Origin of the sequence: Candidatus Nitronereus thalassa (assembly GCF_032191465.1) — a bacterium.
Taxonomy (GTDB): domain Bacteria; phylum Nitrospirota; class Nitrospiria; order Nitrospirales; family UBA8639; genus Nitronereus; species Nitronereus thalassa.
Map to the genome: position 1 here is coordinate 2,091,032 of NZ_JAQOUE010000001.1, position 17,976 is coordinate 2,109,007.

17 protein-coding genes are annotated in these 17,976 nt (G+C 49.1%); 9 read left to right on the forward strand and 8 right to left on the reverse strand.

Annotation, left to right across the window (positions count from 1 at the left end):
- The first annotated feature begins 6 nt into the window (after window positions 1–6).
- The 5 genes from thiC to ygfZ are packed head-to-tail and all read left to right on the forward strand — an operon-like array spanning window position 7 to window position 4,809.
- A complete protein-coding gene (thiC, locus tag PPG34_RS09340) occupies window positions 7–1,929 on the forward strand; it encodes a phosphomethylpyrimidine synthase ThiC (RefSeq protein ID WP_313832980.1) in 1,923 nt (640 codons plus the stop codon).
- 6 nt (window positions 1,930–1,935) lie between these two features.
- Window positions 1,936–2,739 (forward strand): sulfide-dependent adenosine diphosphate thiazole synthase, encoded by an 804-nt coding sequence (locus PPG34_RS09345; RefSeq protein ID WP_313832981.1) that lies wholly within the window; start codon window positions 1,936–1,938, stop codon window positions 2,737–2,739.
- A 30-nt stretch (window positions 2,740–2,769) separates the two neighbouring features.
- Entirely contained in the window at window positions 2,770–3,285 is a 516-nt protein-coding gene (locus tag PPG34_RS09350) for a tetratricopeptide repeat protein (RefSeq protein ID WP_313832983.1), read from the forward strand.
- Window positions 3,286–3,331: 46 nt separating this feature from the next.
- Window positions 3,332–3,715, forward strand: a complete 384-nt coding sequence (locus tag PPG34_RS09355) for a response regulator (protein WP_313832984.1) — start codon at window positions 3,332–3,334, stop codon at window positions 3,713–3,715.
- On the forward strand, window positions 3,712–4,809 hold the full coding sequence (ygfZ, locus tag PPG34_RS09360; protein WP_313832986.1) for a CAF17-like 4Fe-4S cluster assembly/insertion protein YgfZ: 1,098 nt from the start codon (window positions 3,712–3,714) through the stop codon (window positions 4,807–4,809). Before PPG34_RS09355 ends, ygfZ begins: the two co-directional genes overlap by 4 nt.
- A gap of 96 nt (window positions 4,810–4,905) precedes the next feature.
- On the opposite strand, the gene PPG34_RS09365 is transcribed toward ygfZ, so the two are convergent.
- On the reverse strand, window positions 4,906–5,406 hold the full coding sequence (locus PPG34_RS09365; protein ID WP_313832987.1) for a hypothetical protein: 501 nt from the start codon (window positions 5,404–5,406) through the stop codon (window positions 4,906–4,908).
- A gap of 282 nt (window positions 5,407–5,688) precedes the next feature.
- Here PPG34_RS09365 and PPG34_RS09370 point away from each other — a divergent pair, with 282 nt between their 5' ends.
- On the forward strand, window positions 5,689–5,901 hold the full coding sequence (locus PPG34_RS09370) for a hypothetical protein (RefSeq protein WP_313832988.1): 213 nt from the start codon (window positions 5,689–5,691) through the stop codon (window positions 5,899–5,901).
- Between the two features lie 39 nt (window positions 5,902–5,940).
- Here the strand turns inward: PPG34_RS09370 and PPG34_RS09375 are convergent, their stop codons facing one another.
- Together PPG34_RS09375 and PPG34_RS09380 are read right to left on the reverse strand one after the other, a co-directional pair.
- Window positions 5,941–6,333 (reverse strand): nuclear transport factor 2 family protein, encoded by a 393-nt coding sequence (locus PPG34_RS09375; protein ID WP_313832990.1) that lies wholly within the window; start codon window positions 6,331–6,333, stop codon window positions 5,941–5,943.
- A gap of 329 nt (window positions 6,334–6,662) precedes the next feature.
- The gene (locus tag PPG34_RS09380; protein WP_313832991.1) at window positions 6,663–7,559 is read right to left on the reverse strand and encodes a DMT family transporter; all 897 of its coding nucleotides are present in this window, start codon (window positions 7,557–7,559) and stop codon (window positions 6,663–6,665) included.
- Between the two features lie 195 nt (window positions 7,560–7,754).
- Between PPG34_RS09380 and PPG34_RS09385 the strand changes: the two genes are divergently transcribed.
- Together PPG34_RS09385 and PPG34_RS09390 are read left to right on the forward strand one after the other, a co-directional pair.
- On the forward strand, window positions 7,755–8,438 hold the full coding sequence (locus PPG34_RS09385) for a 4'-phosphopantetheinyl transferase family protein (protein WP_313832992.1): 684 nt from the start codon (window positions 7,755–7,757) through the stop codon (window positions 8,436–8,438).
- A 250-nt stretch (window positions 8,439–8,688) separates the two neighbouring features.
- Window positions 8,689–9,036 (forward strand): 4Fe-4S dicluster domain-containing protein, encoded by a 348-nt coding sequence (locus PPG34_RS09390; protein ID WP_313832994.1) that lies wholly within the window; start codon window positions 8,689–8,691, stop codon window positions 9,034–9,036.
- Between the two features lie 140 nt (window positions 9,037–9,176).
- On the opposite strand, the gene smc is transcribed toward PPG34_RS09390, so the two are convergent.
- The 3 genes from smc to PPG34_RS09405 form a co-directional block, all read right to left on the reverse strand.
- Window positions 9,177–12,827: a chromosome segregation protein SMC gene (gene smc, locus PPG34_RS09395; RefSeq protein WP_313832995.1), complete on the reverse strand. Its 3,651-nt coding sequence runs from the start codon at window positions 12,825–12,827 to the stop codon at window positions 9,177–9,179.
- A gap of 186 nt (window positions 12,828–13,013) precedes the next feature.
- Complete coding sequence (gene ispH, locus PPG34_RS09400; RefSeq protein WP_313832996.1) at window positions 13,014–13,952, reverse strand: 4-hydroxy-3-methylbut-2-enyl diphosphate reductase; 939 nt, start codon at window positions 13,950–13,952, stop codon at window positions 13,014–13,016.
- Window positions 13,953–14,171: 219 nt separating this feature from the next.
- On the reverse strand, window positions 14,172–15,185 hold the full coding sequence (locus PPG34_RS09405) for a 3-oxoacyl-ACP synthase III family protein (RefSeq protein WP_313832997.1): 1,014 nt from the start codon (window positions 15,183–15,185) through the stop codon (window positions 14,172–14,174).
- 157 nt (window positions 15,186–15,342) lie between these two features.
- Between PPG34_RS09405 and PPG34_RS09410 the strand changes: the two genes are divergently transcribed.
- Complete coding sequence (locus tag PPG34_RS09410; RefSeq protein WP_313832998.1) at window positions 15,343–16,335, forward strand: outer membrane protein assembly factor BamD; 993 nt, start codon at window positions 15,343–15,345, stop codon at window positions 16,333–16,335.
- 311 nt (window positions 16,336–16,646) lie between these two features.
- On the opposite strand, the gene PPG34_RS09415 is transcribed toward PPG34_RS09410, so the two are convergent.
- Together PPG34_RS09415 and PPG34_RS09420 are read right to left on the reverse strand one after the other, a co-directional pair.
- Window positions 16,647–17,396, reverse strand: coding sequence for a cytochrome c biogenesis CcdA family protein (locus PPG34_RS09415; RefSeq protein ID WP_313833000.1), 750 nt, complete (start codon window positions 17,394–17,396; stop codon window positions 16,647–16,649).
- A gap of 3 nt (window positions 17,397–17,399) precedes the next feature.
- A complete protein-coding gene (locus tag PPG34_RS09420; RefSeq protein ID WP_313833001.1) occupies window positions 17,400–17,957 on the reverse strand; it encodes a peroxiredoxin family protein in 558 nt (185 codons plus the stop codon).
- Window positions 17,958–17,976 lie beyond the last annotated feature (19 nt).

Sequence of the window (17,976 nt, forward strand, 5' to 3'; positions counted from 1 at the left end):
GATTTCATGATGAACCCAGAACTCCCAACGGTCAATTCTTCGAATGGCCATGGTTCCAATGGTCAGGCACATTCCACCCTCACCACCACTCCTCTGCCGGCATCGAAAAAAGTCTATATCAAAGGCAGCCAACCAGGTGTGGACGTTCCCATGCGAGAGATTGCTCTATCGGCGTCCCCTCATGCCAATGGGACCAATGGAAATGGGGCATCGAAACCCTCGTCTCGTTCTATTGTTGTGTATGATACCTCAGGCCCCTATACCGACCCTTCGACCACAATCGATATTCGACAAGGGCTTGCTCCCTTACGAAGAGATTGGATTCTCGCCCGCCAAGATGTCGAAGAATTGCCTGATGTCTCCTCGAACTATGGGCGTCAACGGGCAAACGATCCCAGCCTGAAAGATCTCCGATTCAGCCATATCCGCAAGCCCCTGAAAGCCAAGCCTGGGAAGAATGTCTCGCAAATGCATTATGCCCGCCAGGGAATGATCACCCCGGAAATGGAGTATATCGCCATTCGAGAGACACAATTGCGCCTCGACGCTGAGGCGGAGGGAATATCAGGGGGTGTAGCTCAACACCCTGGCAATTCTTGGGGAGCCAACATACCGAAAACCATCACACCGGAATTCGTCCGAGATGAAGTGGCTCGAGGGCGCGCGATTATCCCTAGCAATATCAATCATCCTGAAATCGAGCCCATGATCATTGGCCGGAACTTCCTGGTTAAGATCAACGCCAATATTGGTAATTCAGCCGTGGCTTCATCCATTGAAGAAGAAGTGGAAAAAATGATCTGGTCCATCCGATGGGGATCGGACACCGTCATGGATCTGTCAACGGGCAAGAATATTCACGAAACTCGTGAATGGATTATTCGAAACTCCCCCGTCCCCATTGGCACCGTGCCCATTTACCAAGCACTGGAGAAGGTCAACGGCAAGGCCGAAGATCTAACCTGGGACATCTTTCGTGACACATTAATTGAGCAAGCTGAGCAAGGGGTGGACTATTTCACTATTCATGCGGGTGTGAAACTTGCGTATGTCCCACTGACGGCGAAACGCATGACCGGGATTGTCTCACGCGGAGGGTCGATCCATGCCAAATGGTGTTTGGCCCATCACCAAGAAAATTTCGCCTATACCCACTTCGAGGAAATTTGCGAAATCATGAAAGCCTATGACGTCTCCTTTAGTTTAGGAGATGGATTACGGCCAGGATCCATTGCCGATGCAAACGACGAAGCCCAGTTCGCGGAGCTCGAAACTCTTGGCGAACTGACTAAGATCGCCTGGGACCATGATGTCCAAGTGATGATCGAGGGCCCGGGGCATGTCCCCATGCACATGATTAAAGAAAATATGGAACGACAATTGGAAGCCTGTCACGAAGCACCCTTTTATACCTTAGGTCCACTTACCACTGATATTGCCCCCGGCTATGATCACATCACCTCCGGTATTGGGGCTGCCATGATCGGGTGGTACGGCTGCGCCATGTTGTGTTATGTCACGCCGAAGGAACACCTCGGCTTACCCAACAAAGAAGACGTGAAAGATGGCGTCATCGCCTACAAGATTGCCGCGCATGCGGCAGATTTGGCCAAAGGGCATCCAGGGGCGCAACGCCGGGACAATGCACTATCACAAGCCCGGTTTGAATTTCGATGGGAAGATCAATTTAATCTCTCGCTCGATCCCGACACGGCTCGGGACTATCATGATGCCACGCTTCCTGACCAAGCCGCCAAAGGCGCGCACTTCTGCTCCATGTGCGGCCCACATTTTTGCTCGATGAAAATCACGCAAGACGTGCGCGATTATGCCGCGCAAAAAGAAATGGACGAAAAACTCGCCCTTCAGGCTGGTCTCAAGGAAAAGTCAGAGGAATTTCGAAAAACCGGTGGCGAAATATATTTATAGAGGGACATGATGGACAATCTCAATCCAGCGCCGCTTCGTGAACGAGACGTCACTCGTCAGATTGCGCGCGAATTTTATAAAGAATTTGACTCACTGATTGAAAGCGATGTGATTATTGTTGGCGGTGGACCGTCGGGCCTTTTATGCGCCCATGATCTAGCCGCCAAGGGCATTCGCACGCTCTTGATCGAACAAAGCCTCGCCCTCGGTGGAGGATTTTGGTCTGGCGGTTATTTGATGAACAAAGCCACCTTATGCGAACCCGCCAATGAAATATTAGAAAGCATGGGTGTCCCGTGCAAACCCATTAAGGAATGCGCAGGAATGACTATCGTTGATCCACCCCATGCCACGGCCCGGTTGATTGCTTCGGCTTATGAAGCGGGCGCTAAGATCATGAACCTTACCATGGTCGTCGACTTGATTCTGCGAGGCGAAGGCGTACTTGAAGGAGTCGTGGTCAATAACTCCACGGCTGAATGGGTCGGTCATGACCGGATTCATGTTGACCCCATTGCCTTGGAATCTAAAATCGTGGTGGATGCCACAGGCCATGATGCCATCATCGTTGAACTACTGAATAAGCGGGGACTCTATCAGTCAGTTCCCGGAAATGGAGGCATGTGGGTTGCACGTTCGGAGGCGATGGTTGTAGAAAATACACGAGAGGTTTTCCCCAATTGTTTTGTTACGGGGCTCGCAGTTGCCGCCGTCGATGGTTCTCCACGCATGGGACCTGCGTTTGGATCCATGCTCTTATCCGGTCGACGTGCTGCCGAATTGGTCTATCGGAAATTGAAAGGGGAATAAGCACTACCCTCATTAGTCTTCAGAGGAATAATGAATATCCAAGATTTTGTTCAACAGGGGGAAGGACTCCAAGAAGATAAAATGACCGCATGGGATTTATTCCAGCAAGCCTATGATCATCAGATGAAAGGGAAGCTGGATGAGGCAATCAAGTTATATCAACGGTCCATCGACACCTTCCCCACAGCAGAGGCGCATACGTTTCTAGGGTGGACCTATAGTTTCATGGGGCAACTTCATGAAGCCATAGAGGAATGTCATCGCGCCATTGCCACAGATCCGGACTTCGGCAATCCCTATAATGATATTGGCGCCTACCTCATTGAACTGGATCAACTTGACGAAGCCATCCCCTGGTTGGAAAAGGCTACTAAAGCCAAACGCTATGAAAGCCCGGCCTTCCCGCATATGAACCTCGGCCGAATCTACGAAAAACAAGGAGACTGGGATCACGCGATTGACTGCTATAAAACGGCCGTCACTTTGAATCCCAAGTATGAATCAGCCAAGCGGGCGATGATGCGGCTCATTACATTGATGAACTGAACTCCCGCGATATCCACCATTTTTTCCCAAACAGGACTCATGACATATGGATTCTCCCAAAACCGTTCTCGTGGCCGTGAGTGATGTATTTTTTTATACAAAAATTCGCGATGCCTTTAAACCAGCTGGCTTTACCCTGCAACGCATAAAATCAGAGACAGATGTCGAAGCAAAAGCCATAGAGCTTCATCCTGTCGCAATCGTGTTGGATATGAATGATCCGAGACTCAACGGCAAGCAAGCCTTACAAACACTAAAAGGGCACCCAGAGCTCAAACATATTCCGGTGCTAGCATTTGCCAATCACGAAGAAGTGGATACTTGGCGGGCGGCAAAAGAATTGGGAATCGACAAGATCGTCTCACGGAACGAATTTTCTTCCCGAACCTTGGCGCTTCTCGAAGAAGTCACCAAGCAAGTGTCGTCATGAAGCACTCACCCCTCCATTCACAGCATCAATCGTTAGGGGCCCAGATTGAACCCGTTGGGGAATGGGAAATGTCGGCCCATTACGGAAACCCCATCGCAGAACACCTCGCGGTACGAAAAGACGTGGGTCTGGCTGACCTTTCCCATCGGGGCTTACTCCAAGTCACAGGGAACGATCGAGTTTCCTGGCTCCAAAGCATCATCAGCAACGACATTCTTCCCTTACAGACTGGGCAATGGCTCTATTCTAGCTTTATGTCCCATAAGGGAAAGATATTGAGTTATTTCCGCGTATACTGTCTTGAAGAATTTCTCTTGGTGGAAGACACAGGAGAAGTCGGGGATACTACGTTTCAAACCTTCAGAAAGTTTTTGCTGTATGGCACCAAAGCCAAAATGAAAAGTTGTAGCGAAACGTGGGGCCTATTGTTAGTGAGTGGCCCCAAAGCGCCTCAGTTGATTAGCCGTGCATTTGGCATAGACGCCTCAAACCTCAAGATCCACTCTTTTCTCAAACATGACTTTAATGGCCAACAACTGCTTATCGCCAAAACAGAAGAAACTGGCGAACACGATTTCGAATTATTTGCTCCCTTCGATGTCCTCCCTGCCGTATGGGAACAAGTCTGGGCTTCTGGGACACCTCTCGGCCTTCACGCCTTTGGCACTCAGACAAGAGAAACCCTCCGCATCGAAGCAGGCATTCCCAAACTTGGACCGGATTTGAATGAACAGATTGTTCCACCTGAAGCCAACTTGGAAGGCAAGGCCTTTAGCTTGACCAAAGGTTGCTATCCCGGGCAAGAAGTCGTAGCCCGCATGGACACCTATGGTTCCGTGAAGCGGCGGCTGGTCGGATTAGTCATTGAAACTCCCGTGAATCAAGTTCCCTCTCCTGGAACAAAAATTTACAAAGGAGATCGTGAAGTCGGCTGGATCAGCAGCGCCACATATTCTCCTTCCCTTCAAAAAACCATTGCCTTGGCTTTCCCATTACGGGATTTCACCATTCCCAAAACGGAATTATCCATCGCCCATGATCAACACCATTATCCAGCCTTCGTTCAGCCACTTCCCTTTTATCCAGCTCGCTAAATTTCGAACTTTTTTTCTTTAGCAGTAAGCAAAAAAAAATCCCCTCCTGAGTTTCCAGGAGGGGATTTTTTTGACCGCTTCTCAGACCAAAGCTAATTATTCTGGGTGACGCGCCGCCGAGATAGCCCCAACGATTTCCAGCAAAGCGCCTTCTCGTTCTGGATCGTCTAATGACACCAGAAGATGCGATTCTTCTCCATGCGTGATTGTTAGAGAAACAAACGGCTTTTCTTGGGCTTTTAATTTATCCCCACTCACCCCTACACCACCTTCATCTTTCCAGACACCATACTGGATTTGGATTTTCTCCAAGTCCTTGAGGGAAAAAATGTCGTATCGAAAATAATCATCACCAATCACCATATCGAAGGCGACATTTCCCGAAGTCAGGGCCACCGCATTAAACCGTCCCTGATCTTCATATCCATGCGGAAGACCAGCATTTATGTAGAGATGGGCGACCTTTCGTCCACCAAGGGCCAAATTTACTTTTTTCTTCATGGCCTGATAGTCAATTTGTAATGGCCGCTCATCCTCGTCTGTGGAAGCCAGCGCGGCAGCCTGTAATTTTTCGAACACTTCATCGGCTGTTAACATGCAAACTGCTCCTTTCCCAATCTTTAACTTTTCTGGACTCACTCAACTCGCTGAGTACGATAGCGGGTCGCCAAGCGGAAACGCAAGTATCCAGATTCCGTTAAACCTAAGCCCTCCACAACGGTCATCTTGGGTATTCGTATGAATATTGGACTCTATAAATAAGGAAAAATTTTCAAACGGGCACCATAGCCAACCGTGCCTCAACGCGTAATTTGCAAACACTGTAGACGGTTCGGCATACTGGAATTTGGTAGATATTATTATTGAGGGAGTCGATCCATGAGTGACCAGCTTTGTATGATTGATGGTTGCACCAATCGAGCCTATGCCCCCTCGGGTACAGGGCAATTGTGCAAAGACCACTTTACCAACTTCGTCCGATGGCGACGAAAAAAAGGCGGGATGGGAATGTTCCGGAAGTATAACAGCATGACCATGGAAGAACGGGATAACATTGTTCTGGAATGGGGCAAAACCCTATCGGTCGGATAAATCAACTCTGGAGGGGAATGGCCCTCGTCTTCACCAGCATTACTCCATCAACGGCGAGCCATGGTGATGGATCATCTTCCAGCCTTCGTCAAACCGTTCGAATAAATTTGTCGCCACCACCCGACTATTTTGCGTATCGTCTCCATGGCGGCTCGTGATATTTTCAGTACAAATCACCCAAGCTAAATCCCCCGCCACTTGGACCTGAAGCTCCGTGAGTGAGAATGCCATCGAAAACACATTATTAAAGATCACCACCCAAGAATCTCGAACTAGCGGCCATCCCACGCGAATACTCCAACCCGGATGAATACAGGTCACGTATTCCTGATGCGCCCAAATTCCATCCATTTTCATAATATCCAAACATTCAAACGCTCCATAGAAATCTTCATTGGCGCGCGTGACTTCTTCAATCCGCTCTTTCAACATTAATCGATATCCTTTCTACAAACACCTTATCGTCGAATCGATGGGGATAGACTCAACCTTTTCTTCTTAGATCATCATCCCATCCTGGTTTCCTTTGGGCAACCCCTGGAGCCATGTTGCTGGTTGCTCGTCGCTAGTGGCTGGTGACAAATAAAAAGGGGCCCAATACTTATCGCAGTTTAAAGTTTCATTTATTCTCGCAAAATTGTCCTGGGCTTGGTAAATGAGTAGCTGCGGAATCTAATTCCTCCCCTCCTTTTGTTTCGCAGATCAGTAGGAAGACCGGGGGAGGGCACGATAAGATCTTTTAGCTACCAAAGGGAATACGCTCACGAAGTTGAGGATCTCGTGACCAGCCACACACCACTGAGGACCAGGATAATACCGATTATTTTCACGACATCGAAGGATTCCCCTAAAATAATGAGGGACAACAGAAGCGATGACACCGGAATCAAATTTATAAACACCCCTGCCCTTGAGGGACCAATTCCCGACACTCCATACAACCAAGCCTGTTGCCCCAGGGCCGTGGCAAATACCACGACATACACCAAGGCCATCCAACCAGAAGCCGAGACACTCGCAAGGCCAACATCCAAGACTTTATGATCGGTCCAAAGAAGAGGAATTTGGATCAGGATTGAAATGAGCAGCGTTGTCCAGTTAACCGTAAGAGGCGTCATCCGCTCCATGACGTGCCGGCTGCCTATGGTATAAAGGGCCCAGCTGACCAAAGCGAGAACCACCAAAATACCACCCAGCAATGGCTTGTCCCCTGGATCCCCGGACGCATTTCCTCCGGAAACTATGGCCACCCCTACGAACGAAATCGCACATCCTACCCAAACCCGACTAAACGGTACGTCCTTGAGAAATAATGAGGACAATACGGCGGTAATGGTGGGGCTTGCTCCAATAATGACACCAGCAGCGCCAGCATCGATAAACTGCAACCCATACAATATCAGTAAATGATTCCCTAGGACCCCCATACCCAACGCCGACAAGATCCCAATATCCTTAAAGGCCCATTTCGTGGAAGCCTGGTCTTTCCACCACCATAATGGAATGAGGATACCTAACGCCCCAATGCCTCTGAAGACTGAAACTTCCACGGCCGAAAAGGCACCTAAGGCCACTTTTTGCGCCACAATCGATCCCCCCCAAACCACGGCAGCGGTAATTAAGGCCGCATAGGCCGCTGATTCGCGTGGACCAGACATACTGTAATCCTTTGAAAGAGATTTATCAGGATTCTACCTGATGTGATAGGCTGGAAAAGTCAGACCAGATTTGCCATGCTATGCCAATGAAAGGGTCCTGAGGCAACTTCTATTTTGCACTCTCAAACTTCTCACCAAACTCAACCCTGGATGGACCCTCCCACACCCTTGACTCTTCCACAAGGGGAAGTTCATGTGTGGCGCGGAATTGTAGACCTTCCTCCTTCCCGCCTTCAAGTTTACCAAGAGAGCCTGAGCAGGGAAGAACAGGAACGAGCTCAGCGGTTTCGTTTTCTCCAACATCAAACTCGGTTCATTTCGACACGGGGAGTGTTGAGATCCCTACTCGGGCACTATCTCACTTTGGCTCCGCAGGAAATCGAATTAGATTCAAGTCCTCAGGGCAAACCCTTTGTGGCAAACCCTGGTTCCCGCCCCCTCTATTTTAATGTCAGCCATTCCCAAAAAATCGCGCTATTTTCTTTCAGCCATGATTCAGAAGTTGGAATTGATGTGGAAGGCACCAGACCTGGGCTGGATTATCACTCTATAGGCCAACGAATCATGAGTGCACAAGAACTGCAGTGGCTCGAGAGTCTTCCGGTTTCCAAGCAAAAAGCCGCTTTTTTGACATGCTGGACACGGAAAGAAGCCTTTGTGAAGGCACATGGCTCAGGACTGAACTTTCCCATGAAGGACCTCACCTTGACATTCTTGCCTCATCAACCGGCCACTATTGTCCACATTGCCGACACCGATTTGGCAAGCCGTCCCTGGGCTATCTATCCGGTCTATCCTCGAATCCGTTATGCGGCGGCCTTGGTCGTGGCTGGTAGACCCCATACCGTCCAATTTTGGAATGCCGATGGGTGGAAGTAAAATCACAGACTCACCAAAATCTTTGATTCCAGCAACAGCTTCTTGCCTTATCACGATCATGGGACTAGAACGCTTTTTCTGGTCCAAGAGGCCCTTACGGCCCTAAAGGCTTAGACGCATAGGCCTTCTGTCCGGTTGACGTGACTCGCCCCCAAGAATAAAATGAGATCCTATTGTCCCGAGAGGGTCATTGGAACAAATTTTTTTTGAAAACCAAATTTTGGCACGATAAGTTTAAGAAGGAGGGATTATGTCTTTATTGATTACTGAAGAATGTATTAATTGTGGGGCGTGCTTACCCGAATGCCCAAACGAGGCCATCTTTGAAACCCGTAGCGCTGCTGAAGAAAAGGGAAACAAAGTCGGTGAAGGGCAAGGAGAAGGTGACACCGTCTATGTCATTACCTACGAGCGGTGTACCGAATGCGTCGGTCACTTTGACGAACCTCAATGCGCGGCGGTGTGTCCGGTGGATGATTGTTGTATTTCCGACCCAGAAATCCCTGAAACCACCGAAGTCTTGTTAGAAAAGGCGAAAACACTTAACCCCGACAAAGAAATCGATCCCGCCAAAGTATGGAGCGGCGTTCGAAACTAAATTACGCGGTCATTGCCAGCGATAAAAAAGCCCGCTCTCTTATCGAGAGCGGGCTTTTTTATTTTCGATCTTTATCAAACTACCTCGGGATAAACCCAAAACCGATCGGAACCAGCCTTTTTCTTAACTAGTAGGAAAATCTAGGCATTTTGCAAATCTCCGATTCGTACGGATACAAACTTGGACACCCCAGGCTCCTCCATGGTCACCCCAAATAATGAGTCGGCAATTTCCATGGTACGTTTATTGTGGGTAATCACCAAAAATTGTGAAAGATCAGTCAATTGAGTCAAGAATCTCGCAAAGCGAATCACGTTGGGTTCATCCAACGGCGCATCCACCTCGTCAAGGATACAAAAGGGTGATGGTTTGATAAGAAAACTGGCGAATAACAACGCGAGCACGGTAAGGGCTTTCTCTCCCCCCGATAACATGGAGAGATTCTTGAGCCGTTTTCCAGGAGGCTGGGCCACAATATCCACACCAGCATCCAAGTAATTACCTTCCCCGTCCTCCTCTGATTCCGGCAGAGCCAAGACTAACTCTGCATGTCCTCCGGCAAACAGCGCAGAAAATACCTCCCCGAATTTTTCCTGCACCGCCTTAAATGTTTCCTCAAACATTTGATTCGTGGTTTGGCTCAAGCGGTCGATAATTTCTTGCAATGATTGGATCGACTCGGATAAATCTGCTTCCTGTTTGGTCAGAAATTGGAAACGCTCTTCCAGCTCACGATGTTCCTCAATCGCCGCCAAATTGATAGGACCCATTCGTTCCAATCGCCCTCGGATCGTGCCGACCCGCTCCCGCCAGGCGGTTGGGCCTTCCGCGGTATGTTCAGAACCATCAGAGTCTTCAGAAAACGATATTGGCTCCGAAAGATCTTCAACAGACTGCCCATAGGTGCCGGTTAAAGTATCGACGACAGTCTGCCACCGTGTTCGCACTTCGGCTAACTGCACCTCAAGGGCGGCTCGCTTATCTCGGGTGGAGGTAAATTGTTTCCGGATATCGGCCAACCGCTGTTCAAACTCCCGGACCCGACTCATGCCAGCATGGTGGCGCTCCTCCAAGGTTTGCAATTCTCCTCGGAGCGTGTCTTTCTGTTGCTCGAGATTCTTGAATAATATCTCGGCGCGATTCTGTTCAGCCTGGCTTTCCTGAGCTTTTATTTCCAGGGTTTGAACTTTTTCCGCCAATAGACGTATCCGTGATTGTCGAGCCTCTTCTTCCTGCTGAATCCGATCCGAATCAGCCTGCGTGCGCTCTCGTCGCTCATGTAAAGTCGTGCGGGTCAGTCGGGCACCGGTCAATTGTTCATATAAACGGGAGGTCTCAGCTTCAACCTCCTGAAGCTGGGCCACTAACCTGTCCAAATCCGACTGTTGGGTCGTCTGCTCCTGCGCCAATTGTCCGAGGCGATCACGACAGGTTTGGCTTTGTTCTTTCAGGCGAACGAGACCGGCCTGGTTGGAGGCTAATTCCTGAGTTACCGATTGCACCTGCTCTTCAACATCCGCAATCTGCTGTTCAAAATTACTGACCTCATTTTCTGCCATGAGGACATTCCGTTCGGACTCCTTCAGCAACTCATCTAGCGTCCGTAATTGTTCCTTGGCTGCTTCGTGCTCTTGCCGTAATTCTTTATGCCGACGTTCCGTCGCTTCAAGACGTTGTCCAATATCCGCAATGTGGCTTTCTAAGGTTCGTACTTCGCGTCTTCGCTGAAGGACGCCACTCGAATCTCCGGTTGATCCTCCACTCACCAACCCTGATGTTTCGACAATCTCTCCAGAAAGCGTCGCGAAAAGAGGGGCTGTGGGTCCAACCCATCGACGCTGACGAACTAAGGCCAAGGCTTGATCAAGATTTTGAATAACCACCACGCGCTGCAAGAGAGAATGAACCACAGCCTTCAATTCCTCAGGAACACCTACCATTTCTGCGGCGCGCCCCATTACGCCTTCCTGTAATTGCAGCTCAGACCACCAATCCGGCACTTGCCCTTGAGTAATGTCATAGGGTTGTGAGGGAATGAATGTACCTCGACCTAAGTCATGCTCTTTCATGAATTGTAGCGCTTGAAGAATATCGCTCTCTCCATCAACTACCCAGGCACGAATATGTTCGCCCAAGGCCGCTTCAACCGCTTGCTCAATTTGCTGAGGAACGTCAAGACACTCACCTACGGCTTCTTTCACCCCCTGGTACGTCTGGCGGATGGATGAACTTTCTGCTCCACCTTCGTACCCAAATTCTTCCTGGAGCACGGCTTGAAGAGCTGCCAGACGGGACTCTGCCGCAGCTTGCTCGGTTTTCCCGTTAACCCGTTGCTGTTCCACATCACGAATTTGCTGATCGAGTTGGGAAAGCTGTAACAATATCTCTTCACGATGAGCACGTGTCGATTGAACTTGTGTGGTCAGCTGCCCAAGCTTTTCACGGGCATCAACCAACTTATCTCGAATGTCTGTAAGGTCGGTTTCACCAAGTGATTGATCCTCCTGAAGTTGCCGAATTTCACGGCTAAGATCCTCCTGACGTGCATCTAAGTTTTGAAGCCGGGTCTCTGATTGAGTTCGTTCAACTGTTCCCTCTAAAATTTGTTTCCGTAAACTTTCGGCCTGGGCTTGCAAGGATGACCGAGTGTCCACCAGCGCTTGTTCTTCAGCTTCCAGTCGGGCTAGGGTCTGTTCCGCCTGTTGGGCGTCCTCCCTGGCCTGGGTTAACTGCTGTTGCAGCGAGTCAATGGCACCGACCGCATTCGCGGATTCCCGCCCGAGACGATCTTGTTCTTCTACTCCTTGAGCCTGTTGTTCGGTATAGAGTTGGATTCGATGACGTTCCACTTCCAGGACCGTGAGGGTTTGCCCCATTTCATGTTCCAGCTTGCGTAGCTCTTCTTGGGTTTTCCCCACGACTTCCCCATCCCGGAGCTGCTCTTCTTTGAGCTGTTCATGCGTCGCGGTCACCGTCGCTTCTTCAGCCATATGCTCAGCCTCCTGGGCTTCCAGGGCGGAGATTTGATTTTCAAAGTCGGCGCGGTCACGCCCTAATTCTTGGTAATCCCAGCGCAAGACATTCAGCTCGAGAGCCCGACATTCTTCTTGGAGCTTTCCATATTGCTCAGCTTGACGGGCTTGACGCTCGAGTGTCCGAAGCTGTTTTTGGACTTCCCCGATGACATCCCGGACCCGAACCAAATTTTGTTCCGTGGAATTGAGCTTTCGAAGTGCTTCGTTTTTTTGTTTTTTAAACCGTCCGATGCCCGCCGTTTCTTCAATAAAATTCCGACGGTCCTGTGGTGACCCGGACAAAATCTGATCAATATTGCCCTGCTCAATCACCGTATGTCCTTTGGTCCCAGCCCGCGCTTCTAAAAACAGGCTGCGCACATCCTTTAACCGACAGGGAATTTTATTGATGTAATACTCACTGTCTCCATCCCGGTACAACCGCCGAGTGACCATGATTTCTTTATTTCCGGGAAGCTCATCAAACACCCCGGCCACAGATTCCAATTCCTGACTGGTCACATCAGTAACGATCAAGGACACTTCGGCCATGCCCAAAGGCTTTCGGGATTCCGTGCCATTGAAAATCACATCTTCCATTTTCTCGCTTCGGAGAGCCTTGGTACTTTGTTCTCCCAAGACCCACAATATGGAATCCACCACATTGCTTTTGCCAGCTCCATTTGGGCCCACAATAGCGGTAATCCCTTTGGGGAAATCGATTTTGGCTTCGTGGAAGGACTTAAACCCGGAAACGATCATCGACTTGAGTTGCATAAAATCCGTCAGCCTTGTTGGAATGGTGAATACAGGAAATTTATCCGGGGTGATCTAACACAGGTATAGCAAAAAATCAAAGGCAGAGCACTAAATGTCGTGGGTTACCATATATAATACTTCCAAGTATTGTGGTTTTACTGATTTTTATCCACTTCAGGACAACTGCAATATAGCAGACCTTTTTCATTTGCGACCAGGCATGACTAATTCCTTGGGAAGGAGAAATTCCACATCCTCTTCGACGACAGTCAGCTCTTCGACTTCCGTTGCACCCAACCCTTTGAGGTAGGAAACCACTTCTGTGACGAGGACCTCTGGGGCCGAAGCCCCTGCAGTAATCCCAATTGATTCGACCCCCTTGAGCCAATCGCTTTGGATATCTTTATAAGAATCAATGAGATAGCTAGGAATAGCAAAGCGCTCCGCCAATTCACGAAGTCGGTTGGAATTTGAACTGTTGGGCGAACCAATCACAAGAATCAGCTCTACAAACTTGGCTAATTCTTTGACGGCATTTTGGCGATTTTGGGTAGCATAGCAGATATCTTCTTGGTGAGGTCCTTTAATGCCTGGAAACCGCTGATGTAGGGCTTCCACGACTTCGCGGCACTCATCCACACTCAGGGTCGTTTGGGTCACATAGGATAAATGGTCGGTATTTTCCACTTGTAGGTTTTCCACGTCCTCGACAGAGGACACCAAATGAAACTTATCCGGAATTTGCCCCAAAGTCCCAACCACTTCGGGATGCCCAGCATGGCCGATTAATATGAGTTCATAATTATTCGTGTAGTCCCGGTTGACCTCATTGTGGACTTTGATGACAAGCGGACAGGTAGCATCGATCGCTTTTAAGTTTCTCCGCCTCGCATCCTCCCACACACTTTTCGCGACGCCATGGGCGCTAAAAATCACCAAGGCTCCATCGGGCACTTCATCCAATTCCTCGACAAAGACGGCACCGCGTTCACGTAGCGAATTGACGACATGCCGGCTATGCACAATTTCGTGCCGCACATAAATCGGAGCACCGTACCGCTTGAGCGACAGTTCAACAATTTCAATGGCCCGATCAACGCCAGCACAAAATCCTCGCGGATTGGCTAAATATATTTTCTTCACGGAAGCCTCCTTACATTTGCCGGAAATGGGATTCGCCTTGGAAAGTTCAGCAAGGGGAAAAACATAGGTAAAAGTCGAGCCACCTTAGGCTAGGTTTCGCTATTTCGTCAACTTATTTTAAGAGATACGTCGCCCGTAAACAAAGAGAGACGAAATGCGAGCGACAGGAGACGAATTACACCCATCGCCACGCAAAAAGTCCCACAAAGACGGGCCTATTTACCACCGGATGAGAGCGGTTCCCCACGTTAACCCACCACCAAAGGCACCAAGAAGTATAAGGTCGCCTTCGGCAAACTTGTGTTGCCCTTGGGCTGCATCCAAGGCTATGGGCAGGGAAGCCGACGAGGTATTGCCTACCTGCTCAATCATCGAAAACATTTGGGTCGGAGCCAGACGGGCACGGTTGGCAATGGCTCGAAGCATTCGAGCATTCGCTTGATGCGCAATCACCTGAGTAATATCACTAACCTTGAGGTCGAACTCCCGAAGTATGTCTGCGAAAGCCACACTCAACCGCTTAACGCCCGTGCGAAATACTTGGCTGCCTTTCAGCTCAATGGCATGAAGATGATTTTCAACTGTTTCGGCACTGCCTGGAAGTTTCGATCCTCCCGCAGGCACAGTAATAAGGTTACGATATGCCCCATCAGAATATAAACGAATTCCTAAAATTCCTGGCGCCTTGTTCGAGTCCGCTGCCGCTATCCCTTCATCTCTTACCATCACCGCGGCTCCGGCTCCATCGCCAAACAACATGGCACTGGACTTCCGCGTACCATCCAGATATCGGGATTTCACTTCCGCCGCCACGACAAGACAACACCGATATTGCCCGGATCGGATAAAGGAGTCGGCCATCGACAACCCATATAAAAACCCTGTACAAGACGCGGCTAAATCAAATGCAGCCACAGGTCGGGCCTTCAATTTTTGTTGGAGATAACACGCGGTTGACGGGAAAATGGTGTCGGGAGAGGTCGTCGACACCAAAATGGCATCGACCGCTTCAATGGAGAGATCCGCAGCACTCAATGCCCGACGGGCAGCCTCTGCTGCTAAGTCCGAACACGTTTGCTCTGGATGGCACCAATGCCGTGCTTTAATACCCGTCACTCGAAAGACATCTTCATCCGGCAAACCCAACAATGAAGCCACTTCGTCATTGCTGACCACACGCTCGGGCAAATAGGTACCAGTACCTTTGATTCGGCTGAATACTCGGTTTTTCATGAAGTTTGTTTTAGAGTGGGCTTCGCCCAATCTCCGTTTTTACTCCTGCATTCGATAACCACTAATTTTCGAAGGCCCAACTTGCGTGAAAGTACGTACCATGGTAATGTTAGAAGCTTAACATCTGCTATCAATTTTGTTAATCAATTAACTTATAATGAAACCAAGAAAAATTTACTTCAGAGTCGTCGGAACTATCCTATTGGCTGGTCTACTGGCAGGCGGTTGTTCAAGCACGCCAGAAAAGGAAACCGTCTCTCAAGACGTTCCTCTCAGTGGAACCGATGAACAGATCTTTGTTGGGGATACCATTGAAATGAACTACGACCCCAATGTCATCATGAAACGAGCCGAATCATTTCACGATAAAGAAGGCTATGCCGAAGCCATCGTCGAATACCAACACTTTTTAGATCTTCATGGCAACCACGTGCTCGCACCTTACGCCCAGTACCGACTCGCACTCAGCCACTTCAAAATGATCCAAACGATTGACCGCGATATCAGCCCCATTGAAAAAGCCCGTAATGAGTTTATTGAACTGATGCAAAAGCATCCAGCTAGCCAATACGAAGCCGAAGCCCGAATTAAGATCGGCGAATGCGAAGACCTCTTGGCCCAACACCATTTATTTGTCGCGGAATTTTATTATAAAAAAGAAGCCTATCTCGCAGCCGCCCAGCGTTATAAAATGATCATTGACTCCTATCCTCATTTGGACGCGGCGGCAGAAGCTAAATACGAATTGGCTAAAACCTACAATGATTTAGGTGTGCCAGATTGGTCTCGGGACTGGCTGGTCGCTTTAGTTCGAGAACATCCCCAACACAAATTACGCAATGATGGCTTAAAAATGTTAGCCAGCATTCAAAAAGAACACCCCAATCTTGTCGTCGCGCAAAACCTGGGAACGTTGGACACCAACCTTCTCACGACCAGTTTTCTTCCCTTGAACCAATCAGCCCCGATTGTCCCTTCTGCAAAAAATTCCCATCAGGGAACAACCGCCCAACACAAACCCTCGCACACCGAATGTGCCATAGGATCTTGGTGTGAAACCTCTGGCTCGATCGATTCGAGTTCTATTTCCGCAAACCATTCCTCGACTCCAGCACCTATAACCTGCCAAACAGGAACCTGGTGCGAATAAGCGACTAGTTTTCTTGCCTCTCGAATTCTCTTTTCTTACCCTCCCCAATACGGGCATGTAAGTTGTCATGGAATACTTTTTAATGAAGACATACCTCACATGAGGTATCGACAGGATTCAGATTTCATGAGAGAGTCAAACCATGGCGCATCCTCCTGTGTGAAGGCCCACATGGCATTAAGCCGGTGGGCCTTTTCTTTTTTCAAATACTGTCATACCACCCCCTGAACTTGCCTCCGCCATGACAGCCCGATGTTGGTGTTGGCCTAGAAAAATATGTAAGACAGGTGCCTAGAAGGAGGGAAAATTAATTACTGTCCGATATACCAACCGATGCCATTCCGCTCAAGAAAGCTGGTAATTCGGGTGAGGGAGTCGCCATAAATGAGTACTCCAGCCAAAATCAAAAAGGATCCACCGACCACCGAAACTCCTCGAAGATACAAGCGGGCCTTTTTAAAATAGTTCAAAAAACTATCCACGCTAAACGCCGTAATGAAGAGTGGTAAGCCAAGGCCTAAAGAATAGGAAGCCAACAACATAATGCCATCTTGCATGGATTCGGTAGTGCTGGCGTAAGCCAGAATAGCACCAAGGATGGGCCCCACACAGGGAGTCCAGGCCGCCGCAAAGGCCGTGCCTATTAAAAACGATCCCACATATCCCACGGGGCGCTTGTCAAATTGGACCAAGTGATGTTCGGTCATCAGAAAGTTCAATTTCAACAGACCAACCATATACAGCCCAAAAATAATAATGAACACGGCCCCGATTTTTCGAATGATATCTTGGTATTCGTACATAACTTGACCAATGAAACTCGCGGAGGCTCCAAACGCAATAAAGACCGTTGAAAATCCCGCGATAAACAGCAAGGAGTTCACCATAATAGATTTTCGCAATCGATGGCGTTCCGCAGCGTCGGTTAATTGTTCAAGGGATAGACCAGTGATATAGGACACGTAAGACGGAACAAGCGGCAACACGCAGGGGGAAACGAACGACAATAGCCCCGCACTAAATGCTGCAAACAGCGAAACCTGATTGAGTGAATCGATCATGGGTTACGACGCATCCAACAAATTTTGAATTAATTCCCGAGCTTCTGGACTATTCCAATCACGTGCGCCAAACACACGGTGACGAAGAGTGCCTTGACGATCAATCAAATAACTCATAGGCAAGGTGCGAATGCCATACGCGCCACTCACACGATAGTCCGCATCGTGGAGAATGGGAAAGGTAAGCGCCTTGGCTTCCACAAATGGTCGCGTAATCACGCTGCCTTGATGATCTGAGGAAATCGCTAAAATTTCGAAACCTTGGTCCTTCAAATCCTTGTACACAATCTCCATGCTAGGCATTTCCACCCGGCAGGGACCACACCAGGTCGCCCAAAAATTCAGAAGGACGACTTTGCCCTTATAATCCGCAAGGGATAGCCACTTTCCTTCAAGGTCAATCAGCGTGAACTCTTCCGCAGGCGCTCCAATAGTGGGACGAGATTTTTGAAACGCTACAGTCTGGCCCGCTTCTGGATCGGGAGGACTTTCCGTCAACCCAGAATCACACCCGACTCCCAAGACCATTGCGAACAATAAAAGAACCCATGAATGCCTCATCAATGTAGAATACCATCCC

Excerpts from the sequence above, each read along its gene's own strand:
- thiC (WP_313832980.1), top strand. The coding sequence starts at position 7 with ATGATGAACCCAGAACTCCCAACGGTCAATTCTTCGAATGGCCATGGT.
- PPG34_RS09345 (WP_313832981.1), top strand. The coding sequence starts at position 1,936 with ATGATGGACAATCTCAATCCAGCGCCGCTTCGTGAACGAGACGTCACT.
- PPG34_RS09350 (WP_313832983.1), top strand. The coding sequence starts at position 2,770 with ATGAATATCCAAGATTTTGTTCAACAGGGGGAAGGACTCCAAGAAGAT.
- PPG34_RS09355 (WP_313832984.1), top strand. The coding sequence starts at position 3,332 with ATGGATTCTCCCAAAACCGTTCTCGTGGCCGTGAGTGATGTATTTTTT.
- ygfZ (WP_313832986.1), top strand. The coding sequence starts at position 3,712 with ATGAAGCACTCACCCCTCCATTCACAGCATCAATCGTTAGGGGCCCAG.
- PPG34_RS09365 (WP_313832987.1), bottom strand. The coding sequence starts at position 5,406 with ATGTTAACAGCCGATGAAGTGTTCGAAAAATTACAGGCTGCCGCGCTG.
- PPG34_RS09370 (WP_313832988.1), top strand. The coding sequence starts at position 5,689 with ATGAGTGACCAGCTTTGTATGATTGATGGTTGCACCAATCGAGCCTAT.
- PPG34_RS09375 (WP_313832990.1), bottom strand. The coding sequence starts at position 6,333 with ATGTTGAAAGAGCGGATTGAAGAAGTCACGCGCGCCAATGAAGATTTC.
- PPG34_RS09380 (WP_313832991.1), bottom strand. The coding sequence starts at position 7,559 with ATGTCTGGTCCACGCGAATCAGCGGCCTATGCGGCCTTAATTACCGCT.
- PPG34_RS09390 (WP_313832994.1), top strand. The coding sequence starts at position 8,689 with ATGTCTTTATTGATTACTGAAGAATGTATTAATTGTGGGGCGTGCTTA.
- smc (WP_313832995.1), bottom strand. The coding sequence starts at position 12,827 with ATGCAACTCAAGTCGATGATCGTTTCCGGGTTTAAGTCCTTCCACGAA.
- PPG34_RS09405 (WP_313832997.1), bottom strand. The coding sequence starts at position 15,185 with ATGAAAAACCGAGTATTCAGCCGAATCAAAGGTACTGGTACCTATTTG.
- PPG34_RS09410 (WP_313832998.1), top strand. The coding sequence starts at position 15,343 with ATGAAACCAAGAAAAATTTACTTCAGAGTCGTCGGAACTATCCTATTG.
- PPG34_RS09415 (WP_313833000.1), bottom strand. The coding sequence starts at position 17,396 with ATGATCGATTCACTCAATCAGGTTTCGCTGTTTGCAGCATTTAGTGCG.
- PPG34_RS09420 (WP_313833001.1), bottom strand. The coding sequence starts at position 17,957 with ATGAGGCATTCATGGGTTCTTTTATTGTTCGCAATGGTCTTGGGAGTC.